Annotated in this window: 16 protein-coding genes; 2 read left to right on the top strand and 14 right to left on the bottom strand. The window is 54.1% G+C overall.

The window, feature by feature from the left end; translation table 11 throughout:
* Positions 1 to 47: 47 nt before the first annotated feature.
* The 6 genes from C7H08_RS05785 to C7H08_RS05760 are packed head-to-tail and all read right to left on the bottom strand — an operon-like array spanning position 48 to position 5,835.
* Positions 48 to 893, bottom strand: a complete 846-nt coding sequence (locus C7H08_RS05785) for an FkbM family methyltransferase (protein WP_106670796.1) — start codon at positions 891 to 893, stop codon at positions 48 to 50.
* A 17-nt stretch (positions 894 to 910) separates the two neighbouring features.
* Positions 911 to 1,744 carry a glycosyltransferase family 2 protein gene (locus C7H08_RS05780; RefSeq protein ID WP_106670795.1) on the bottom strand — a complete coding sequence of 278 codons (834 nt, stop codon included), beginning with the start codon at positions 1,742 to 1,744 and terminating at the stop codon, positions 911 to 913.
* A gap of 37 nt (positions 1,745 to 1,781) precedes the next feature.
* Positions 1,782 to 2,690 carry a glycosyltransferase family 2 protein gene (locus C7H08_RS05775; protein ID WP_106670794.1) on the bottom strand — a complete coding sequence of 303 codons (909 nt, stop codon included), beginning with the start codon at positions 2,688 to 2,690 and terminating at the stop codon, positions 1,782 to 1,784.
* Positions 2,690 to 3,970 (bottom strand): O-antigen ligase family protein, encoded by a 1,281-nt coding sequence (locus tag C7H08_RS05770; RefSeq protein WP_106670793.1) that lies wholly within the window; start codon positions 3,968 to 3,970, stop codon positions 2,690 to 2,692. Before C7H08_RS05770 ends, C7H08_RS05775 begins: the two co-directional genes overlap by 1 nt.
* A gap of 3 nt (positions 3,971 to 3,973) precedes the next feature.
* Positions 3,974 to 4,927, bottom strand: coding sequence for a DUF6492 family protein (locus C7H08_RS05765; RefSeq protein WP_106670792.1), 954 nt, complete (start codon positions 4,925 to 4,927; stop codon positions 3,974 to 3,976).
* Positions 4,924 to 5,835: a glycosyltransferase family 2 protein gene (locus C7H08_RS05760; RefSeq protein ID WP_106670894.1), complete on the bottom strand. Its 912-nt coding sequence runs from the start codon at positions 5,833 to 5,835 to the stop codon at positions 4,924 to 4,926. Before C7H08_RS05760 ends, C7H08_RS05765 begins: the two co-directional genes overlap by 4 nt.
* Positions 5,836 to 5,997: 162 nt before the next feature.
* Here C7H08_RS05760 and C7H08_RS05755 point away from each other — a divergent pair, with 162 nt between their 5' ends.
* Positions 5,998 to 6,876, top strand: a complete 879-nt coding sequence (locus tag C7H08_RS05755; protein ID WP_106670791.1) for a lysophospholipid acyltransferase family protein — start codon at positions 5,998 to 6,000, stop codon at positions 6,874 to 6,876.
* Here the strand turns inward: C7H08_RS05755 and C7H08_RS05750 are convergent.
* The 3 genes from C7H08_RS05750 to glnE form a co-directional block, all read right to left on the bottom strand.
* A complete protein-coding gene (locus C7H08_RS05750) occupies positions 6,870 to 7,544 on the bottom strand; it encodes a 3-deoxy-D-manno-octulosonic acid kinase (RefSeq protein WP_188445312.1) in 675 nt (224 codons plus the stop codon). The genes C7H08_RS05755 and C7H08_RS05750 overlap by 7 nt on opposite strands.
* A gap of 55 nt (positions 7,545 to 7,599) precedes the next feature.
* Complete coding sequence (locus C7H08_RS05745; protein WP_106670789.1) at positions 7,600 to 8,523, bottom strand: branched-chain amino acid transaminase; 924 nt, start codon at positions 8,521 to 8,523, stop codon at positions 7,600 to 7,602.
* A 76-nt stretch (positions 8,524 to 8,599) separates the two neighbouring features.
* Positions 8,600 to 11,506 carry a bifunctional [glutamate--ammonia ligase]-adenylyl-L-tyrosine phosphorylase/[glutamate--ammonia-ligase] adenylyltransferase gene (gene glnE / locus C7H08_RS05740; protein ID WP_106670788.1) on the bottom strand — a complete coding sequence of 969 codons (2,907 nt, stop codon included), beginning with the start codon at positions 11,504 to 11,506 and terminating at the stop codon, positions 8,600 to 8,602.
* Positions 11,507 to 11,586: 80 nt separating this feature from the next.
* On the opposite strand from glnE, the gene C7H08_RS05735 reads away from it, so the two are divergent.
* Positions 11,587 to 12,765: an ion channel gene (locus tag C7H08_RS05735; RefSeq protein WP_106670787.1), complete on the top strand. Its 1,179-nt coding sequence runs from the start codon at positions 11,587 to 11,589 to the stop codon at positions 12,763 to 12,765.
* Between the two features lie 23 nt (positions 12,766 to 12,788).
* On the opposite strand, the gene C7H08_RS05730 is transcribed toward C7H08_RS05735, so the two are convergent.
* The 5 genes from C7H08_RS05730 to typA all read right to left on the bottom strand — a co-directional run bounded on the left by C7H08_RS05730 (position 12,789) and on the right by typA (position 18,765).
* A complete protein-coding gene (locus C7H08_RS05730; RefSeq protein WP_106670786.1) occupies positions 12,789 to 13,652 on the bottom strand; it encodes a CYTH domain-containing protein in 864 nt (287 codons plus the stop codon).
* A gap of 103 nt (positions 13,653 to 13,755) precedes the next feature.
* Positions 13,756 to 14,742: a porin gene (locus tag C7H08_RS05725; protein WP_106670785.1), complete on the bottom strand. Its 987-nt coding sequence runs from the start codon at positions 14,740 to 14,742 to the stop codon at positions 13,756 to 13,758.
* A gap of 491 nt (positions 14,743 to 15,233) precedes the next feature.
* The gene (gene dtd / locus C7H08_RS05720) at positions 15,234 to 15,689 is read right to left on the bottom strand and encodes a D-aminoacyl-tRNA deacylase (RefSeq protein ID WP_106670784.1); all 456 of its coding nucleotides are present in this window, start codon (positions 15,687 to 15,689) and stop codon (positions 15,234 to 15,236) included.
* Between the two features lie 106 nt (positions 15,690 to 15,795).
* Positions 15,796 to 16,758: a prolyl aminopeptidase gene (pip, locus tag C7H08_RS05715; protein ID WP_106670783.1), complete on the bottom strand. Its 963-nt coding sequence runs from the start codon at positions 16,756 to 16,758 to the stop codon at positions 15,796 to 15,798.
* Positions 16,759 to 16,953: 195 nt separating this feature from the next.
* On the bottom strand, positions 16,954 to 18,765 hold the full coding sequence (gene typA / locus C7H08_RS05710; protein WP_106670782.1) for a translational GTPase TypA: 1,812 nt from the start codon (positions 18,763 to 18,765) through the stop codon (positions 16,954 to 16,956).
* Between the last annotated feature and the right edge of the window lie 117 nt (positions 18,766 to 18,882).

The raw sequence follows: 18,882 nt of genomic DNA, 5'->3' as shown, positions 1-18,882 counted from the left end.
TGGCGCAATCTATTGGTGGAAGCTTTTTGGCTTCCTATTATGCTGAATTAGTTATTTCTAACAAAAACCGAATTCATTCGATTTTTGATTTTTCTTGAATAACCCTTTTTGATGATTTCACTAAACAAATCTGATGACCATAGATGCTCAGAATTTTCTATAAAAATGGCATCTGGGAGCTGCGATGCTTTGCACTGATCAAGAAATGGGATTAGCGCTTTATCTTCAGCTCCTTCTATATCAATTTTCAAAGCTCTGATAGCATCAATTGCTTCTTGATCAAGTATGTCGATTAAGGGCAAGCATCTAATAGACACCGAATCTTTATCTTCTGTATTGCTTTTGGACCGATTACGGTCCGAAATGCTGCTAGCACCAAGGTTAGAGGTGTCAATGTAGAGATCAAAAGAGCCTTCACGGTCAGCGACGCCGATACTCAGAACCGTCACCCGATCCTTTGTTATTGGCAGGTTGAATAACAAGTTATCGTTGAGACGCTTCAAAGTTGGAGGGTTCGGCTCGATTGCGATAATGCGGCCTGGCTGTCCGATCATAGCTTTTGCAGCGGTTAATGTGTACAAGCCAACGTTTGCGCCAATATCGATAAAGTTACCGCCATTCGCTAGCAGACCAGACAGCAGTTTCCGCTCCTCGAGGTCGTATCGCCAAGGTGTAAAAACAAACTTCTTTTCAGAATAGTTGTCAGTAAATTGGCAGCGCAAGTTAATGCCATCGACTGAAATATCTATTGGTAGTCGTTGTTTGTTTTTTGTGACCAGCTTGCGAACAATCGGGGCAAGAATACGACTAAAAAAAGGTGCCGATGCGTTGTGGAAAATCTGAATGAGTCTAGCCAGAAAATTACTGGGCTTTCTGGAACCAAATGGCTGCATTGTGTTTCCTTGGATACTCAGCGATCGTCAATTGTGACTTGGATCTGTTCGATACCATGCGTGGTGCGTATTACCCTCTGCTTTTCCGAGTGCACACGCAAAGCCTTATTGGCCGCTACAAGCGCCGGGTCTTTATAGCCCCGTTTATGATCCAGATGGATAACAATGGCATTGTAGCGGACATGCTTTGGTTTGACGCCTGAGTTTACGAGTCTTACGCCAAACTCTCGATCAAGGCCTCCCCAGGGCATTCTCTCGTCAAAGCCGTTAACGGCCAGAATATCCTTGAGCCAGGCTGAGCCGTTGGAACCTTTGAAGTTGCAGGCTGTTGGCGTTAGGGCGTTGAATAGTTTCGCCTTCATCGGTGTTGCCGTGAGTTTGCTGTTCTTATGGCTGGATTTCAGGCCGTGCGCCTTTAACCACTTGAGGTCGAAACAACGCCCATCGGTAATGTCGTCTTTGGTGATTGCCTGGCTGGTGCTCATGGGAAGCTTGTGGTAGCCGCCAGAGAGGTATCGGCCCGGCTCCGCTTGCCGGGCATGTACTTCCAAGAAATCTTTGCGCGGTATGCAGTCGCCGTCAGTGAATACGACATAATCGGATTCTACTTCCAGGATGGCTTTATTCAGAATCCGGCATTTTCGAAAACCTTTGTCTTCTTGCCACACGTGCTTGATCAGCATGTCGGTTTCACTTCGAATCCGATCGATAACGTTTTGGGTTTCTTCTGAGGAGCCATCATCTCCGATAATCATTTCGAAGTCTTGATGAGACTGAACGCTGTACCCCCACAGAACTTTTTCAAGCCACTCGGGAGAGTTGTAGGTGGTCATAACGACAGAAAGCTTCATGGGGTCAGTCCTGTAAAAAAACGTCGAAGCTGCATGATTAGCGATTAAACCACCGGCGCAAAGCAACTTCCAGGTTATTCAGGTGCTTGAACGCATTGAGGCCCGTCAGAGGGTTATATGTCCAGGGTTTCTGTGGCGTGTCAGCAACACATTGCAGCAACGTTTCAGCAACAGGTAGTTGATAGTTGCCTTGGGCTCGGGCCTCAACAACGTCCTTTTGTGGCCAAATTCTGAAAGGATAAAACCCGACTTTTTTCTTGCGCTCAGCCAACTTGAGCCCAAGAGTTTTGTTCTTGCCTCGGTACGCGGGCACCTCAGGCAACCACATAGCAAAGGGCAACCACATATGGACCATCAAACCAAACAACGCCTTCGCTTGCTTGTCGTTTGCCGGTTCAGACTGCCGGAATTCCCAGCCCGCATCTATCAGGCGCTTCGGTTTAAAGATGACCAGATCGGAATAGTGAATGCCAGCACTCTGCCCTGTGTCTTGGCGCAAATAAAACTCTCTTCCGGGACCAGGTAGAGAGGTTACGGGGTGTCTATTCAAGTCTATCCCCCGAATAAAACAAGGATGAATAAAACCGACTTGGGAATGCTCTTCAAAGATTTGGTCAATTTCCCTGAATTCTGCCTCATACACTGGGCGAACTACTTGAGTGTCATCTTGAAGAAAACAAACCAGTTGACTGCCCTCGAACAATTCAAGCGCCGCGTTCATGTTATGGTAAAGACCACCATGTTTGATCGTCCCAACTTTTTGAGGAGCAATAATCTCGCAGTAATTGGAGGCTTCTTTCAAGTAACTGCGGGTGTCCGGGTCTGTACTATCATCATCAAAAATTGCGATATTTGCGGAAGGAATACAGGTTCGGACGGATTCTACGCAGTTACGAAGAAACCTTTCCCGGTTGAAGGAAAAAATGCAGATCGTTACGTCTATCATCAGAAGTTCTCCCCAATCTGGCCATGTTCTGCATGACCTTTTTTACAGGGTGGCTGACGAGACCATAGCCAGACAAAAACCAACGGGATCCAGCCAGAAATCCATACAGGATGCAGTGATATCAAAAGGGTGAATTCATCAGTAAACGTAAGCATTAAAAACAGCGTGAGCACTCCATAAAGATGCAGCTTGGTCGATAGCGCACCTGAACTTTTGGCGACAGCCCATGCCGGCAACACAAACAAGCCTAACTGCATCAGAACACCAATCAAGCCCGTTTCTACAAAAGCTCCTAGCCAAATATTATGTGGATGTGCGATTTCCAGTCCTATGGGCTTCAGGTACAAGCGAGAAGCTTCACTATCGCTAAAATCGAGACCCGCCCCGTTGCCAATCACTAACGATTCAGGAGGGTAAGATAAATAGGCTTTCCAAATATCCAACCGGTATGAATCGCCACGAGCGGTCAACTGATCAAACAATACTGGCAAATCCACTATCGAATGAATCACACCAAGCGTGATTAGCAAACCAAGAATCAATAACCCTAACGACGTTACGGGCCTATAGCGACTACCGAGAGTGATAAATAAGAAAACGAAATAGACCACCAGAGCGCCTATTGGAGCCCTGCTTTTGGTCATCACAACAAAAACACACGTTACAACCAGCACCATTACGATCAAGAAAGCGTCCGGCATCCCGGGACGATTAGGTTTATGCATAGAGAGAAACACACCCACAGCCATAAGAACAATGGCTATTGACGCCCCTTGTATGGGATGTCCCATAATCCCCAATCCTGCCGAACGCGCGCCCTCAAAGTCTCCAAGGGAAGACACCACCAAACTGGCGACAGAGCCGGTTAGTGCAACAGTCAGAAAAACCCTTCCCCAAAATTCAGGACGCTTTACAACAAACGTCATCCAAGCAAAAAACGACATCATGCCCAAAGCGGCTTCAAAGCCCCAGCGGGTGGCCTGGATATCTCCCGAAACAGGGCCGGAACCTACAAACCAAGTGGTCACCGCCATATATCCACAAAAAATCAAAAACAGCCGGAGAAAAGGATCCTTCCAGTTGGGAAGTGTTTTGGTGCAGATCAACAGGTGAAGCGTGAAAGGATAGATGATCAAGTGAAAATACGTTCGGTACACCACTTCCGGTGTTAGCACCGCAAGGAATAGCCATACAATAAACACGAGCGCCAGTTTTTCACCCGGGACGCTCTCCCGCCCAAGCCCTACAACGTCACCAACCTTCAACATCAGTTCTTTCATATCTTATCTGTCACAACCAATGGCCAAAGCTAAAGGATTCAAATACGCCGCAGCATCCCAATCCTCCCGCCCGCTAGCCTGCGAGTGGATGGTTATATAATGAACCTCGTGATCATCCAGCATCGCAGTAACCTCACTCACAACGGCTTCCGGACTGCTGGTGTCATACACATACCTGGAAAAATTCGGCTCACGCCAATCAATCTGATTGTCGCTTGTGTGGTACATCAAAAACGCTTTGTAATAACCAAACTCTGACCATCGTCTTGGTGGTCTGTCGAGTAGCACCTGCCACCATGGTTTAGATGCTGCGACTTCGAGGCGCTTCAATGCCAAGGACAGAATTCCGCGGTCAAAAACAAAAGGGGTGTCAAAATAGATGTTGGCCTTCTCTTGAAGGCGCCCGGCTCCCACAAGGGCTTCGGATTCAGCTACCCAATTCCTGACTTTACCTTTCAACGTCTGCCTAGCTTTCCATTCCGCAAAGCAAACTGTGGCAGCAGGGGCAGTAAAATCCGTGATAGCAGCTGAGCGAGTAACAACAACATCGGAATCAAGAATCACAGCCTGTTCAAATGGCAGTTCGCTGGCAAGCTTCAATTTACAGAGCTGTTGCGTGTGCCAGCCAGTGTAAGAGGGCCACTGAGGCCAACCGAATACGCGTTTGAGGCTGCCACAGATACGGGTAAAATTGCGACCAAACCTATCTGCAAGCTTCCTTGCAGCTGCACGCCTCCGCTCTACGACTTCGGGCAAAACCTCTTTTGTGGAGAGCAGCGTGAGGCCCGGTCTCGAGCGGAACTCCTCGAATAATGGGAGATCCTCGTCCTGAACCACCACGTAGTGCGGCAGCGCCACCAACATCGATTGCTCAATCGAACAGCGCATCAAACGAAAATGCTCAAGGTCTCCAGCCCAGGTAGGCGTGACGATCGCGACGCTGGGCAAAGGTTTCATGAAGCCCTCCCCTGTTTCTGTTTCTGTTTCCGATCCCGCCACCGAGACTGCCAAACCCGCAACCACGTCCGAAGCCTGCTCCGGGTTTCATTGCCGGAGTATCGACCTTTGGCAACGTGGCGAATTCGGTAAACACCGGGCACTTTCAGAGGCACGCCCTGGCTGCGCAGCAGCCACCGGAAGGCTCGGTCTTCATGGCATTTGGCAAAGCTTTCGACCGGCTGCTGATATAAACCAATGTTGCGACAGTAACCTACAGCCCGGCATACGTCACCGTGCGCGATCTGAAGTGGTCCGGTAGCCTTGGTAATTGTTCGGGTAGTGAAAGAACTGGCATCTATGTCCAGCACTTGCGGGCCCGCTGTGCCGGCTTCCAGCATCGGATTGTCTTCTGCCAGCAAGTCGGTGGTGTGCTCTTCCTGGGGGAACAACAGCGCTTCCTGGCAGCCTTGAAGGGCCTTTGACAAGGCGTCCAGGCAGCCGTCACGGAACATCAGGTCGCAATCGGTGAACCATACCCAGTCTGCCGTCGTTGCCAACGCGGCACGGTTGCGACCAATCCCCCGACGGAAAAGTTCCTGCTTCGGGATGGGCTGCCAATTCCACGTTATGCCAGGCACAACCTGTTCACCGAAAAAGGCCAACAACTCCACCGTTTTCTTGTCTTCCGGGCTGTAAAACACCGTCATGGTGACATCCAGCTTTTTTGGCGGGAACAGTACTAATGAGCTCAGCTGGTAAACCAGGAAGTGGGAATAGTTCCAGCAGTGGCTGACCACTTCCAGTCTCAGGTGTCCGTCGCGCGCAGCGCGCTTATCCTTCGGCGGCAGGTCAGGCTCGAACCACCCCGCAGGAATCCAGCCTCCGGCTGCAAACCGGAAAAAGGCGAGTTTTATCAGGTTCCACATAGTTTGGGCCCGGGCAACGTCATGGAAAAAACCCGCAGATTCTAACACGGCAGCCATTTAAAAGCCGACAGCCATGCTGTTACAACGCGTCAATCACCTTGTGCAGGGTTGGTGACAGTGGTACTTTTTCGGCCCTGCTTTTGCTTCAGATGGAAGGTTTTCGTGACTGGCAAGCTCATCAAAGTGATATTTAGCCTGTTGTCGCTGCTCAGCCTGCGCAATGCTCAGAGTTTTGGCAGATTTATCGGCGGCATTGCTTGGAAGCTTGATGGGCGTTCGGTGCAAACGACGCGCAAGAATCTCCGCGCCTGCTACCCGGACCTGCGCGAGGAAGAGATTGAAGCGATGGGCCGCCAGAGCCTCCGCGAAACCGGCGCAACTGCATTGGAGCTCCCACTCATGTGGGAGTGGCCGGTAGAGCGATGCCTGGGTCTGATTCGCGAAATCGAAGGTGAGGAATTACTCAGTGATTATCAATCGGGCAAGCAAGGCCTGTTGTTATTGGCCCCTCATCTCGGCAACTGGGAGTTAACCGGGCTGTTTTTTGCATCGCGCTACCAGATGGCCGCACTTTATAGCCCACCCAATCAGGCCGGCTTCGAGGCGTATATGAAAGCGGTGCGCAGCCGCAGCGGTTCTGAACTGGTCGCTACTGACCGACGCGGTATCATGCGCTTGTTCAGCATTCTGCGCGAAGGTGGTGTGGTCGGCATCCTGCCAGACCAGACACCACGCAGGGAGGGAGGCGACTTCGCACCCTTCTTCGGCATCCCGACCATCACCATGACACTGGCAACCAAGCTGATCCACAAAACCGGAGCGAAGCCATTGGTAACCTACGCTCAGCGTCTGCCTGATGCACAGGGCTTCAAAATCGTCATCCGGGAAGCAGAACCAGGCATGGCCTCAAAGGACATGACCGAATCTCTTACTGCCCTGAACCGCTCAGTCGAAAAGTGCATTGCCGATGTTCCCACCCAATATCAGTGGGAATACAAACGCTTTCGCAGGACAGCACCCGGAGAAATGTCGGTTTACTGATCAGCGCTACCGTAGCCTGCGAGAAAAGCTTGCCACAGCTGATCTCGTATCTGGTCATCGACCTCGCTCAGGCACTTGGAGACAGAACGTTGCAAGCGGCTAACATTTGCAGCCTTCCAGCGATCACTTTGACCGGGGCGCATAAATTTTCCCCGATCAAAATCAATCAAATACACCTTGTCTGCCGCTACCAGTATGTTCATGCAGTTCAGGTCGGCATGATAGACCTCACCGTCGTGGAAACGGCGAACACACTCACCTGCCGCTTGCCATGTTTTCTGGCACTGGCCGCTGGCGAACTCGGCCAATGGAACCGCCCCGGGAATACGGCGAATAATCAGGGCTGCGTGATAGAACAACCCGGCACGGCGCTGGTAACCGGCGGCCACAGGCTCCGGTACCGGATAGCCTCTGCGAAACAATTCATCGAGCAGTCGGAACTCGGAAAAGGAACGCACAGCATCTTCCCGAGTGAACACGTACTCTCTTCCAATAAAGCGTCCTGGCAGGCCACCGCGGCAAAAATGCCTGAGCACGAGATCCCCGGCGTCTGAACGGATAAACCAGGCTGAACCGCGCCCGCCTTTTGTCACCGGCACAGCGAGATCACCCCAAGATAGCGGGTCAAACCACTCTTCGGAAAACTGCTGCACAAACGAACGGGCCACCAGATTCACTCCGGTGGCCCCAACGTTTTTAACGTAACCTTTGGCCATGAAAAAGTTACTTAACGTGCGTCAGCCACTCAGAGTGCTGAGCCAGTTTGCCTTTGACCGCGTCAAAATACATGCTCTGCAGCTTCTCGGTGATCGGGCCACGTTTGCCGGCGCCGATGGCGCGGCCATCCAGCTCGCGAATGGGCAGCACTTCCGCTGCGGTGCCAGTGAAGAAAGCCTCTTCGGCAACATACACTTCATCACGGGTGATGCGGCGCTCTTTCACCTGCAGGCCGAGGTCTTTGGCGAAGTCGATGATGGTGGCACGGGTGATGCCTTCCAGACAGGAGGTCAGCTCCGGCGTGTGCAGCACGCCGTCGCGAATAATGAAGACGTTCTCGCCAGAGCCTTCGGCGACGTAACCTTCGTTGTCCAGCATCAGGGCTTCTTCAGCGCCGCCGGAGATGGCTTCGTTCAGGGCCAGCATAGAGTTGATGTAGTTGCCGTTGGCCTTCGCCTTACACATGGTGATGTTGACGTGATGGCGAGTGTAAGACGAGGTGCGCACCTTGATGCCCAGCTCTTTGGCTTCCGGTGACATGTAGGACGGCCAGCTCCAGGCCGCAACCATCACATGCACCTTGAGGTTGTCGGCGCGCAGGCCCATACCTTCAGAACCCAGAAACGCCATCGGGCGCAGGTAGGCTTCGTCCAGGTTATTGTCACGAACCGCGGCGCACTGGGCTTCGTTGATCTCATCTTTGCTGAACGGCATTTTCATGTTCAGGATGTGAGCGGAGCGGAACAGCCGGTCGGTGTGCTCTTTCAGGCGGAAAATCGCCGGGCCGTTGGCAGTGTTGTAGGCACGCACACCCTCAAAACAACCGAGGCCGTAATGCAGGGTATGGGTGAGGACGTGGGTTTTGGCTTCACGCCAGGGAACCATTTCGCCATCCAGCCAGATAACGCCATCGCGGTCAGCCATCGACATTCTATTCTGCTCCTAAAAAAGCGGTTTTCGGGGAATCGGCATTCTAGCAGGAAATTCTGCCAGAATTGAATTTGGCTCATACGCTAATCATTACTTTTTGCCACATGGACTGGATGAACCTCCGCTCCTCCGGGAAGGCATCGCCGTCAACCTGACTGTTCATATTCTGCAGTGCCCTGCGGTGGATGGTCGAGCGCAGCGTGATAAAGGCCTCGGTCAGCTTTTCGGTATCGTCTACCGCCAGCACGCCAGCGCGCCCCAACTCTTCCAGCTGACGAATGTTGTCGCTCCACTGGGTCAGCTCAGGGTGTTCGGCACTCCAGGCCAGCATCAGGTATTGCACCAGAAACTCGATGTCGATAATGCCGCCGTGATCATGCTTGATGTGGAACACCTCGGCCTGCTTTGCCTCAGGAGTGCCCAGACCGGTGCGCATTTTTTCCCGCATTTCTACCACGTCCTGGCGCAACGCGGCTTTGTCTCGGGTGTGGCACAGGATCTGATGGCGAACGTTCTCAAAGCCGGCGAGAGTGTCCGGGCAACCGGCAACGCCCCGGGCTCTCGCAAGGGCCTGGTGCTCCCAGGTCCAGGCGTCATTGAGTTGATACTTTTCGAAGGCTTGCAGAGTGCTGACCAACAAGCCGGAGTTGCCGGAGGGTCGAAGCCTCATGTCCACTTCGTAGAGCTGGCCAGACGGTGTCTGCGTGCTCAGGATATGGACAATCCGCTGACCTAGTCGAGTATAGAACACCGCATTATCAATCGGTTTTTCGCCATCTGTCGCCAATTGCGGATCAGCCTGGTGCACGAATACCAGATCAAGGTCAGAGGTGTAGCCCAACTCAATACCCCCGAGCTTACCGTAGCCGATGATGGCAAAATCGGTATCGCAGGCCGAACCGTCAGCCCGCCTTGGGTAACCGTGGCGGTTCACCAGGTTGGCAAAGGCCACATCCACCACGTGATCCAGTACCACCTCGGCAATCCAGGTGAGGTAATCACTCACTTTCATCAGGGGCAAGGTGCCTTTGATCTCAGACGCCGCTACTCGCAGCACATGGGCTTTTTTAAAGTAGCGCAGCGATTCCATCTGATCTTCCAGATCTTCGAAGGGAATCCGCAGCATTTGCTGACGCAGATCATCCTGCAACTCTGCTTTAGCCGGCGGCGTGTACAGGCTCTCGGCGTTAAGCAATTCATCCAGCAGCAACGGTGATTCCGCCAACAGGCTGGCGATCCACGGGCTGTCACTACACAGACGTACCAACTGAGTCAACGCGCCAGGGTTTTCCAGCAACAGCACCATGTACGCGGTTCTGCGCAGGATGGCTTCAACCAGTTGCAACACCCGGTCCAGTGTCTCGGAAGCGTTGTCCACTTCCGTCAATGCGCTCAGCAGCAGCGGCATGAACTGATTCAAACGCTTGCGCCCCTGGGTTTGCAGCGTTTGCACCGTGCGGCTATCGCGCAGCTCGGTCAGCTTTTTGTCGCTGTGTTCCGGATTCTCGAAGCCTTGCTCTGCTAACCATTCGAGCGCTACCGGGCCATCCATTTCCGCCAGCCACAGCTCGTACCAGCCGTCGTCAACCCCGGAATCACCGTTCTGCTCGTCCTCTTCGGTGGCGATAATGTTGGAAAAATGCGTGGCCACCCGCTCGCGGTGATCGCTCAGTGCCTGCTGGCAGGCGGACCAGTCGTCATAGCCCATAACACGGGCAACCCTGGCATCGGACAGGGCATTGTCCGGCAGCACCTGGGTCTGCTTGTCTTCCATCCCTTGCAAGGCGTGTTCAAGGTTGCGCAGGAACACATAGGCGTCACGCAGTTCCCGGACAACGGCCGATGGCAGCAACTCCAGCGCTTCCAGTTCTTTCAGGATCACCTGCAGTTCCCGCTGTTGCAGTTCCCGGTCCCGGCCACCGCGTATCAGCTGAAATGCCTGCACCACAAATTCAATTTCGCGAATGCCACCGCTGCCCAGCTTGATGTTGTTCTCCAGGCCTTTGCGGCGAACTTCCCGGCTGATCATTGCCTTCATGCTGCGCAGGGATTCAAAGGCACTGAAATCCACGTACTTGCGGTACACAAAGGGGCGCAGGGTGTCCATCAACACCTGCCCGGCCCGCTGATCGCCCGCCACCACCCGGGCTTTCACCATGGCGTAGCGCTCCCAGTCCCGGCCCTGATCCTGATAATAGGTTTCCAGCGCCGCAAAGCTCAGCGCCAGCGCACCGCTTTGACCATAGGGCCGCAGGCGCATGTCTACCCGGAACACAAAGCCATCGCCGGTGATCTGATCCAGCGCCTGGATCAGCCTCTGGCCGAGACGAATGAAAAACTGCTGGTTATCCAGTGCTCGCCGGCCGCCTCGGGTTTCGCCCTTGCCGGGGAAGGCAAAAATAAGGTCGATGTCCGAAGATACGTTCAGCTCCCGGCCGCCGAGCTTGCCCATACCCAGCACGACCATCTTCTGCGGCGCATCTTCCCCGGTAATGGGGTCTGGCCCCCAGGGTGTGCCGGAGTCTTCGCAAGTGTCGCGGTAAAGCCAGTCCAGGGCGCCATCGATACTGATATCCGCGAACGCGCTGGTGGCGGCAATGGTTTCGTGAAGGTCAGCCCACTTCATCAAATCCCGCCAGATAATGCGAAACTGTGTCTCTCTCCGGAACTGCCGCAACGCCGCCTGCAAGGCCTGCTCAGAATCCACCGTATCCATAAACCAGGCCAGGCGTTCCGCCAGCCAGGTTTCGGTGGTTGGCTCCCGCAGTGACCGTGCGGCAAGAGAGGCTTGAATCTGATCAGCATGACGCTCAAGGGCCTGGCGCAGGAACAGGCTGCGGGCCAGCGCTTCCGCGAGATCCTGTGGCGACAGGCCCGCAGCATCCGTCAGCCACTCGGGCACACCCTCCGGAAAAACCGATGGCCAGCACGCCGACACATCCTCCGCCAGCATCGTTGGCAGTGAATCCCAAGGCTCAGACATAACGCAAACCCCTGTCTCTCTGATATATTTCCGTTACTGTATAACGAACTCGCTAAGGACTGAACAGGCAACCCTACTCTATGATGCGCAATCGCCGCCCACTCAACCCAGAGCATGCCCAGTCACACCTGCCTATGGGGGGACTGTTACGCAACCGGATTCAACGCCTGTTTACTATCCTCGGCTGCTTGCTGGTGGCTCAGGTGCTGATTATCTGGGCCGCAGAGCCGCTGTCACTGCCTGAAGCCGTCTGGCTGACCATGACTACTCTGGTCACCGTTGGCTACGGCGATTACGCACCTGAAACCCTGATCGGCCGCCTCAGCACCGTCGTGTTGATGTTCTTGACCGCCATCACCCTGCTGACGCTGATCGTCAGCGACTACATCGAGTTCCGCTTCTACCGCCGAGAACGAATTCTGACCGGACGCTGGATCTATAAAATGAACGAGCACATCGTAATCATCAACACCCCTCGCAGCGGAGGTGAGCAATATTTCATGCGCTTTGCCTCCCAAATCCGTTCGGTGCCGGAGTACCACACGGTGCCCATCATGATACTGACCCGGCAGTTCCCCGGCGGTTTACCGGCGGAACTGGCCGATAGTGGCGTGGTGCACTTTCATGGTTCAGGCAACGACCCGGAAGCCCTGAAAGCGGTCCACGCCGGCAGCGCCAGACACATCATTGTGCTGGCCGCAGACGAGACCGACCCGTTCTCTGATAGCCTGACGTTCGACATTGCCCATCGGCTGACCGAATCCAATCTGGGTGGCCGTACCACGGTAGAATGCGTCAGCGACCACAACCGTGACCGATTCAAGGCCCTGGGCGTACGCACCATCATTCGCCCGGTGCGCACCTACCCGGAAATTATGGTGCGGGCGGTGGTCGCCCCCGGTTCTGAGAAGGTGCTGGAGGATATGTTCAATTACGAACGTGACCACCCTCACCGCTATGATCTGGAGCTGGACGACCTAATCTGGGCCGATATCGTCAGCGCGCTTGTTCGCCATGGCATTGGTACTGCGCTGGCCTATATCGATCACGACGACGAAGTCATCTGTCACCCGGACACCACCAAAGAAGTGGAAGGTAAGGGGCTGATTGTACTGGTACGCTCAACCGATACCCCGGAGGTATCGGTTGTTGAAGAGGCTCTGGAACGTTATCGCGCATTTCTTAAGCAATGGCGCGAACTCCAGGATCACAGCAAAGCAAAAAACGGCACAACGAATACCCAGGAGCAAAGTGACTGATGTCGCATCTGGATTCGGATTTTTCAGCCCTTAGTCGAGGCCAGCACCAGCTGTAGCTCGCCCAGGCGAGGAACACGCTGAACAAGGTCCGGCACAGTTGCTCCATTTACAAGGGCCGACTGCAGCTCACTCCAGATCGCCTGTGTGCCGCTTTGCATAGCAACCTGGCGAACCTGCACCAATGCCACATCGGCGAAGGTGACGGAAGCCTGCAGAAGCCAGGCGAGGCTCAACCGATGCAGGAATTCGGTAACGGTCAGCTCACGATCGCCCTCATCGAGGACCGGCTGATGGATGCCCGCCAGGTGATAACCCTGCTCGGCTTTGCTGACAAGGTTGAGAAATACGGGGATCTCGCGAGCCAGCGCCCGGGCCCAGACCATCAGTGCTTCCGGCTTACCATCCTTCAGCTCGAACTCCACTTCGTGTAACGGCCGGACCTGGCCACCACCGACAATCTCACCGGAATCCACGGCAACTTCGATCACTGCATCGGCGGTGTGCAGCATGATGACCTGACGGGTGAAGTTGGTTTCAAACGCCAGTTGTAGCTGGGTCGGGTCCAGCTGATCACTGAGTGGGGTTTGATCAAGCAATGACAGGTCCAGTTCAGGGCCAGACAAGGGCCATTCCCATTCCTGCCGGCGATGGGCACCTTCGACGAATTCACCCTGGGTTTTCAGAGTCTGGATGTAATGATCACCAGCCTGGCGCACCCGAAGCGCGGCCCGGGCCCGGTTGAGGGCGGCATCGGCGGTGTCGTAGTAACGGTTGATCAGGGTTTTGCGGGGGCCCGGCTGAGCTTCAGGTTGCGCCAGCAGCCAGTCGGCGGCTTTGGTCTGGGCATTGGGTGATAACGTCAGTTTGATTTCAAGCTCTGTGGCCATGTCGTGCTCCGGGCAAAAGTGAGGAGCCCTAACATACAAAAGCCGGTGACCTGAGTCACCGGCTTTTGATACTACTAGCCTAACTGATTAGCTTATCGGCTGATCAGAAGTAGTAGACAGCACCGATAGCGGCGATAGACTGCTCGTCACCAGAGAAGCCGTCCACAGTGTAGCCAGCGGCGTCATCTGAGTTAGACAGGTAACCCTCGACGTACACGTACATGTTGCTAGACAGATTGTGCAGAGCCTGAATGGCAATAGTCTCGTTCTTATCGCCAGTCGCGTCGTCATCATTCAACTGGTAGGACAGCGCGAACTGATTGGCACCCAGAGTGTAAACACCCATCAAGCCGAACACGTCGGCAACATCTTTACGGGTTTCGAAAGAAGCGGTCAGGCGCAGGTTGTCCAGGTTGTAGCTGGCACGCAGGCCATATGTGTTCTCATTGTTCGGGCTAGTAGCAGCAGTGGATGAGTAACCGAGGCTGCCATCATTGGAGTCAACAGCAAAGGCCAGCTCCAGCGCGTCTACCTGATACATGGCTGCCAGCTGCCAAGGGTAAGACTTGCCACCGGCTGTGCTGTCACCGTTCACCTGAACCGCGGCACCGATGGTCAGACCACCAAAGCTCGGGGACAGATACTGAATCAGGTCGCCTTCACCAGTATCGTAGTTGCCACCAATGTCGGAACCAACTTCATAGAAGTTGTAGATTTCATCAATCGCAGTCTCATACATGGAGTCGTCAGAACCGATCCAGATCTGACCGAAGTTGTCACCGCGAACACCGATGTAAGCTTCATCCAGCTTGTTAATGCCTTGGCTGGTTGCTTTGTTGTTGGCATCAATACCTTCAAGCTCCAGCTTGAAGAAACCGGTCACACCAGGAGCGATCGCGTGCTCGTGCTTAACACCCAGAGTGGAACCGTTATCAGCGTGCTCAACAGCTGAGCCGCCGCCGTCTACGTTTTCATGGGTCAGAGCGTATTGAATGTTACCGTAAACGGTCGGCAGGTTGCTTTCCTGGGCCATGACAGCGCCAGAGAAGGTTGCGGCTGCGATAGCAGAAGCAAGAATAGTTTTTTTCATGTTGCGTCTTCCTTTTTGAGTTAACTCAGGTTTTGCGACGGGTTCTAAATCCCGATTTTTGCTAGCAAAAACAGCCTGAACTGCTCTTACCGGACTCCTCATCGTTTCCCTTTTCTGTGCTACGGGTTACGACTTTTTTTCTTTTTATGTGGCTCGGCGAAACCGCCGATCCTTGAATCTCAATCACTTACAGAGTTTTCTTAAAGCCTGACGTGATGTTTCTTTTTTAATACAATCACTGTAATTTTGCAAATGTTTAACGCCTAGTTTTTAGCCTTTTTAGCACCTGAAAAGCAAGTACTTATGTCTCAAATGCCTTAAAAGGAACGTTAACCAAGCCAATCAAATTCGAGACCATGAGCACGGTTTTTCTTTAAAAACAATACCATAAAACAAAAACAGCCTTCCCGCCCAATCAACTTCCTGTTATTCGCACCGCAATAAAGCACCACAACAGCGCAACCACAAGCCGCCAGCATCATTTCGGTGCGTTAATGTTTGCTGTGAACCTCAAGCAAAAAAGTGACCGGGCCGTCATTTACCAGTGACACCTTCATATCAGCACCGAACTCCCCCTCCCCCACGCGCTCATCGCCCAACTGGCTCCGGGCCTCCGCCAAAAACTCACGATACAGCGCATCAGCCCGCTCTGGCGTTGCGGCCAGCGAAAAGCCTGGGCGAGTGCCTGAACGAGTGTCTGCAGCTAGAGTGAACTGTGGAACAATGAGAATGGCGCCACCGAAATCCTGAACGTTAACGTTCATCCGGCCCTGCTCGTCGGGGAATACCCGATAGGAGAGAATTTTTCGGCACAGTTCCTTTGCCTCAGTCAGCGAATCTTCCTTTTCAACACCCAATAACAAAAGGAGCCCTGGGCCAATGCTGTCAATCTGACGGCCATTAACCGTAACACTGGCTTCCAATACGCGCTGGATAAGTCCTTTCATTCAATCCCTTGGACAGCTACTACGGGGGTAGTCACAAAAAACGTTGATGAGTGTATCGGCGCTTTTGACCGCTCGCAAGCCCTGAGATCAAGAAAACCTCACTCAATCATCCGGCCGGTGGATGGGTGCATGAGACCACGTCTTCTACGGCGTGCATCAGGGCATCGACAATGGCCGGTTCAGAGGCGGAATGCCCGGCATCCCGGATAATACGTAGGTCGGCCTCCGGCCAGGCATGGCTCAGTGCCAGTGCGTTATCCAGCGGGCACACCATGTCGTAGCGGCCATGAATAATAACGCCCGGTATGCTGGCTAATGCCCCGGCATCACGGACAATCTGATCAGGCTCGAGAAAGGCCTGATTGATGAAGTAGTGACATTCAATGCGGGCCAGGGCAATGGCCACGTGCGGGTGACCAAAATGCTCGACCACCTTGGGATTGGGGTGCAGGGTGGCACAACGGCCTTCCCAGATTGACCAGGCCTTGGCGGCCTGGATCTGCTCCAGCTCATTGGTGCTGGTCAGCCGGCGGTAATAGGCCGAAACCATATCGCCGCGCTCGGCTTCCGGTATCGGCGCCAGAAAGTCCTGCCAGTAATCGGGAAACACCCGGCTGGCACCGTCCTGGTAGAACCACTGAATGTCCCTGGGCCGACACAGGAAGATGCCGCGCAACACCAACCCCAGCACCTTGTCAGGGTGACGCTGGGCGTACACCAGGCTGAGCGTTGAGCCCCAGCTGCCGCCGAACAGCAGCCAGCGATCAATGCCAAGGAACTGACGGATGGTTTCCATATCCTGCACCAGCTTGTCGGTGCTGTTACCTGCCAGTTCAGCCAGGGGCGTGGATCGCCCTGCCCCACGCTGGTCCATCAGAATGATCCGGAAACGCTCGGCATCAAAAAAACGCCGATGGTAATCCTCACAGCCACCGCCCGGGCCGCCGTGCATCACCAGCACAGGGATACCTTCCGGATTACCGGATTCTTCCAGATAGAGCTCATGTGGCTCATCCACAGCAAGGTGATGGCGGGCGTAAGGCTGGATTTCAGGATAGAGGGTCAGCATGGTGAACTCCGTTCCGAAGGTTACGGTAGTTTAGCTGAGATTAACGGAGAGAATCACGGAAGAGCTTGAGGAATCTTGAAAAACCAGGGAACTGAAAAATGTCAGCCACGGATAGCACGGACGTTCACGGACGAAAGACCAAGGCCTTTCTTGAGTTGTCCGTGCGCATCCGCGCTGTCCGCGGCTAATCAGTCTCTACTTCTTACCGGCGCGCTTACGCTCGTTCTCGGTCAGCAGCTTCTTGCGCAGACGGATTGACTTCGGTGTTACTTCCACCAATTCGTCGTCGTCAATGAACTCCAGCGCCTGCTCAAGCGTGAACTTGATGGGCGGCACCAGGGCGATCACCTCTTCTTTACCGGAAGCACGCATGTTGTCGAGCTTCTTGGCTTTGGTCGGGTTGATCACCAGATCGTTTTCACGGCTATGAATACCGCACAGCTGACCTTCATAAATATCCTGACCTGGGTCCAGGAAAAGCTTGCCACGGCTCTGCAACGTTTCCAGCGAGTAGGTCATCGCTGTGCCCCCTGCCATAGACACCAGCACGCCGTTCTGGCGGTTAGTCACATCACCTGCCTTGATCGGGCCATAATGGCTGAACGTCGAGGTCAGAATGCCTGAGCCGGAGGTCATGGTCAGGAAAGTGTTACGGAAACCGATCAGGCCACGGGCCGGGATGTTGTATTCCAGGCGCATGCGACCCTTGCCATCCGGAACCATGTTGGTCAGATCGCCGCGGCGCAGACCCATCTGCTCCATAATCGGGCCCTGGTGCTGCTCTTCGATGTCGACGATGACGTTCTCGTACGGCTCTTGCTTGACGCCGTCAACTTCCTTGATCACCACCACCGGGCGGCCTACGGCCAGCTCGAAATTTTCCCGACGCATGTTCTCGATCAGTACTGACAGGTGCAGCTCACCACGGCCAGACACTTTGAACTTGTCGGCCGAGCCACCCTCTTCAACACGCAGCGCCACGTTGTGCAGCAGTTCTTTTTCCAGGCGCTCTCTGATGTTGCGGCTGGTAACGTACTTGCCTTCTCTGCCGGCAAACGGCGAGTCGTTGACCTGGAAGGTCATTGAAACGGTCGGCTCATCGACGGTCAGCGGCGGCAGCGCCTCAACATTGCTCGGATCACACAGGGTGTCGGAGATGTGCAGCTGATCCAGACCACTGACGCAGACAATGTCGCCGGCCTGAGCTTCTTCAACTTCCACACGCTGCAGGCCGGAGTGGCCCATAATTTTGAGGATACGACCATTGCGCTTTTTGCCGTCGGCACCGATGGCGGAAATCTGGGTATTGGTTTTCACTTTACCGCGAGCGATACGGCCGATACCGATGACACCCAAAAAGCTGTTGTAGTCCAGCTGGGAGATCTGCATCTGGAACGGACCATCCGGATCAACGTCAGGCGCAGGCACGTGATCGACGATGGCCTGGAATACCGCATCCATGTTATCGACCAGATTCTCGTGTTCCAGGCCAGCAATGCCGTTCAGAGCACTGGCGAATACAATCGGGAAATCCAGCTGCTCGTCGGTGGCACCCAGGTTGTCGAACAGGTCAAACACCTGATCCACTACCCAGTCCGGGCGGGCACCCGGGCGGTCAATCTTGTTCACCACCACTATCGGGCGAAGACCAGCAGCGAAGGCTTTTTGAGTAACAAAACGGGTTTGCGGCATGGGGCCGTCGATGGAATCGACCACCAACAGCACACTGTCTACCATGCTCATGACTCGCTCAACTTCGCCACCGAAATCAGCGTGCCCCGGGGTATCCACGATGTTGATGTCGTAGTCTTTCCATTTCAGCGCGGTGTTCTTGGCCAGAATGGTGATGCCGCGCTCTTTTTCCTGGTCGTTGGAGTCCATAACGCGCTCGCTCTCGAGCTCTTTACGGTCCAAAGTACCGGATTGGCGCAACAATTGGTCAACCAGGGTGGTTTTACCGTGGTCTACGTGGGCAATAATGGCAACGTTTCTAAGCTTATCAATCACAACGGGTATCCTGCAGAAATTAGCGGGGCGCAGTATATCTAAAAGTCCATGACGTTAATATGAAGAATAGAGCCTAATATGTAACCAGCCGCACAATGCACCGCTATAAGGCACCTT

This window comes from Marinobacter halophilus (assembly GCF_003007685.1).
Lineage (GTDB): Bacteria > Pseudomonadota > Gammaproteobacteria > Pseudomonadales > Oleiphilaceae > Marinobacter > Marinobacter halophilus.
This window is presented reverse-complemented; position numbering and strand designations above follow the sequence as displayed.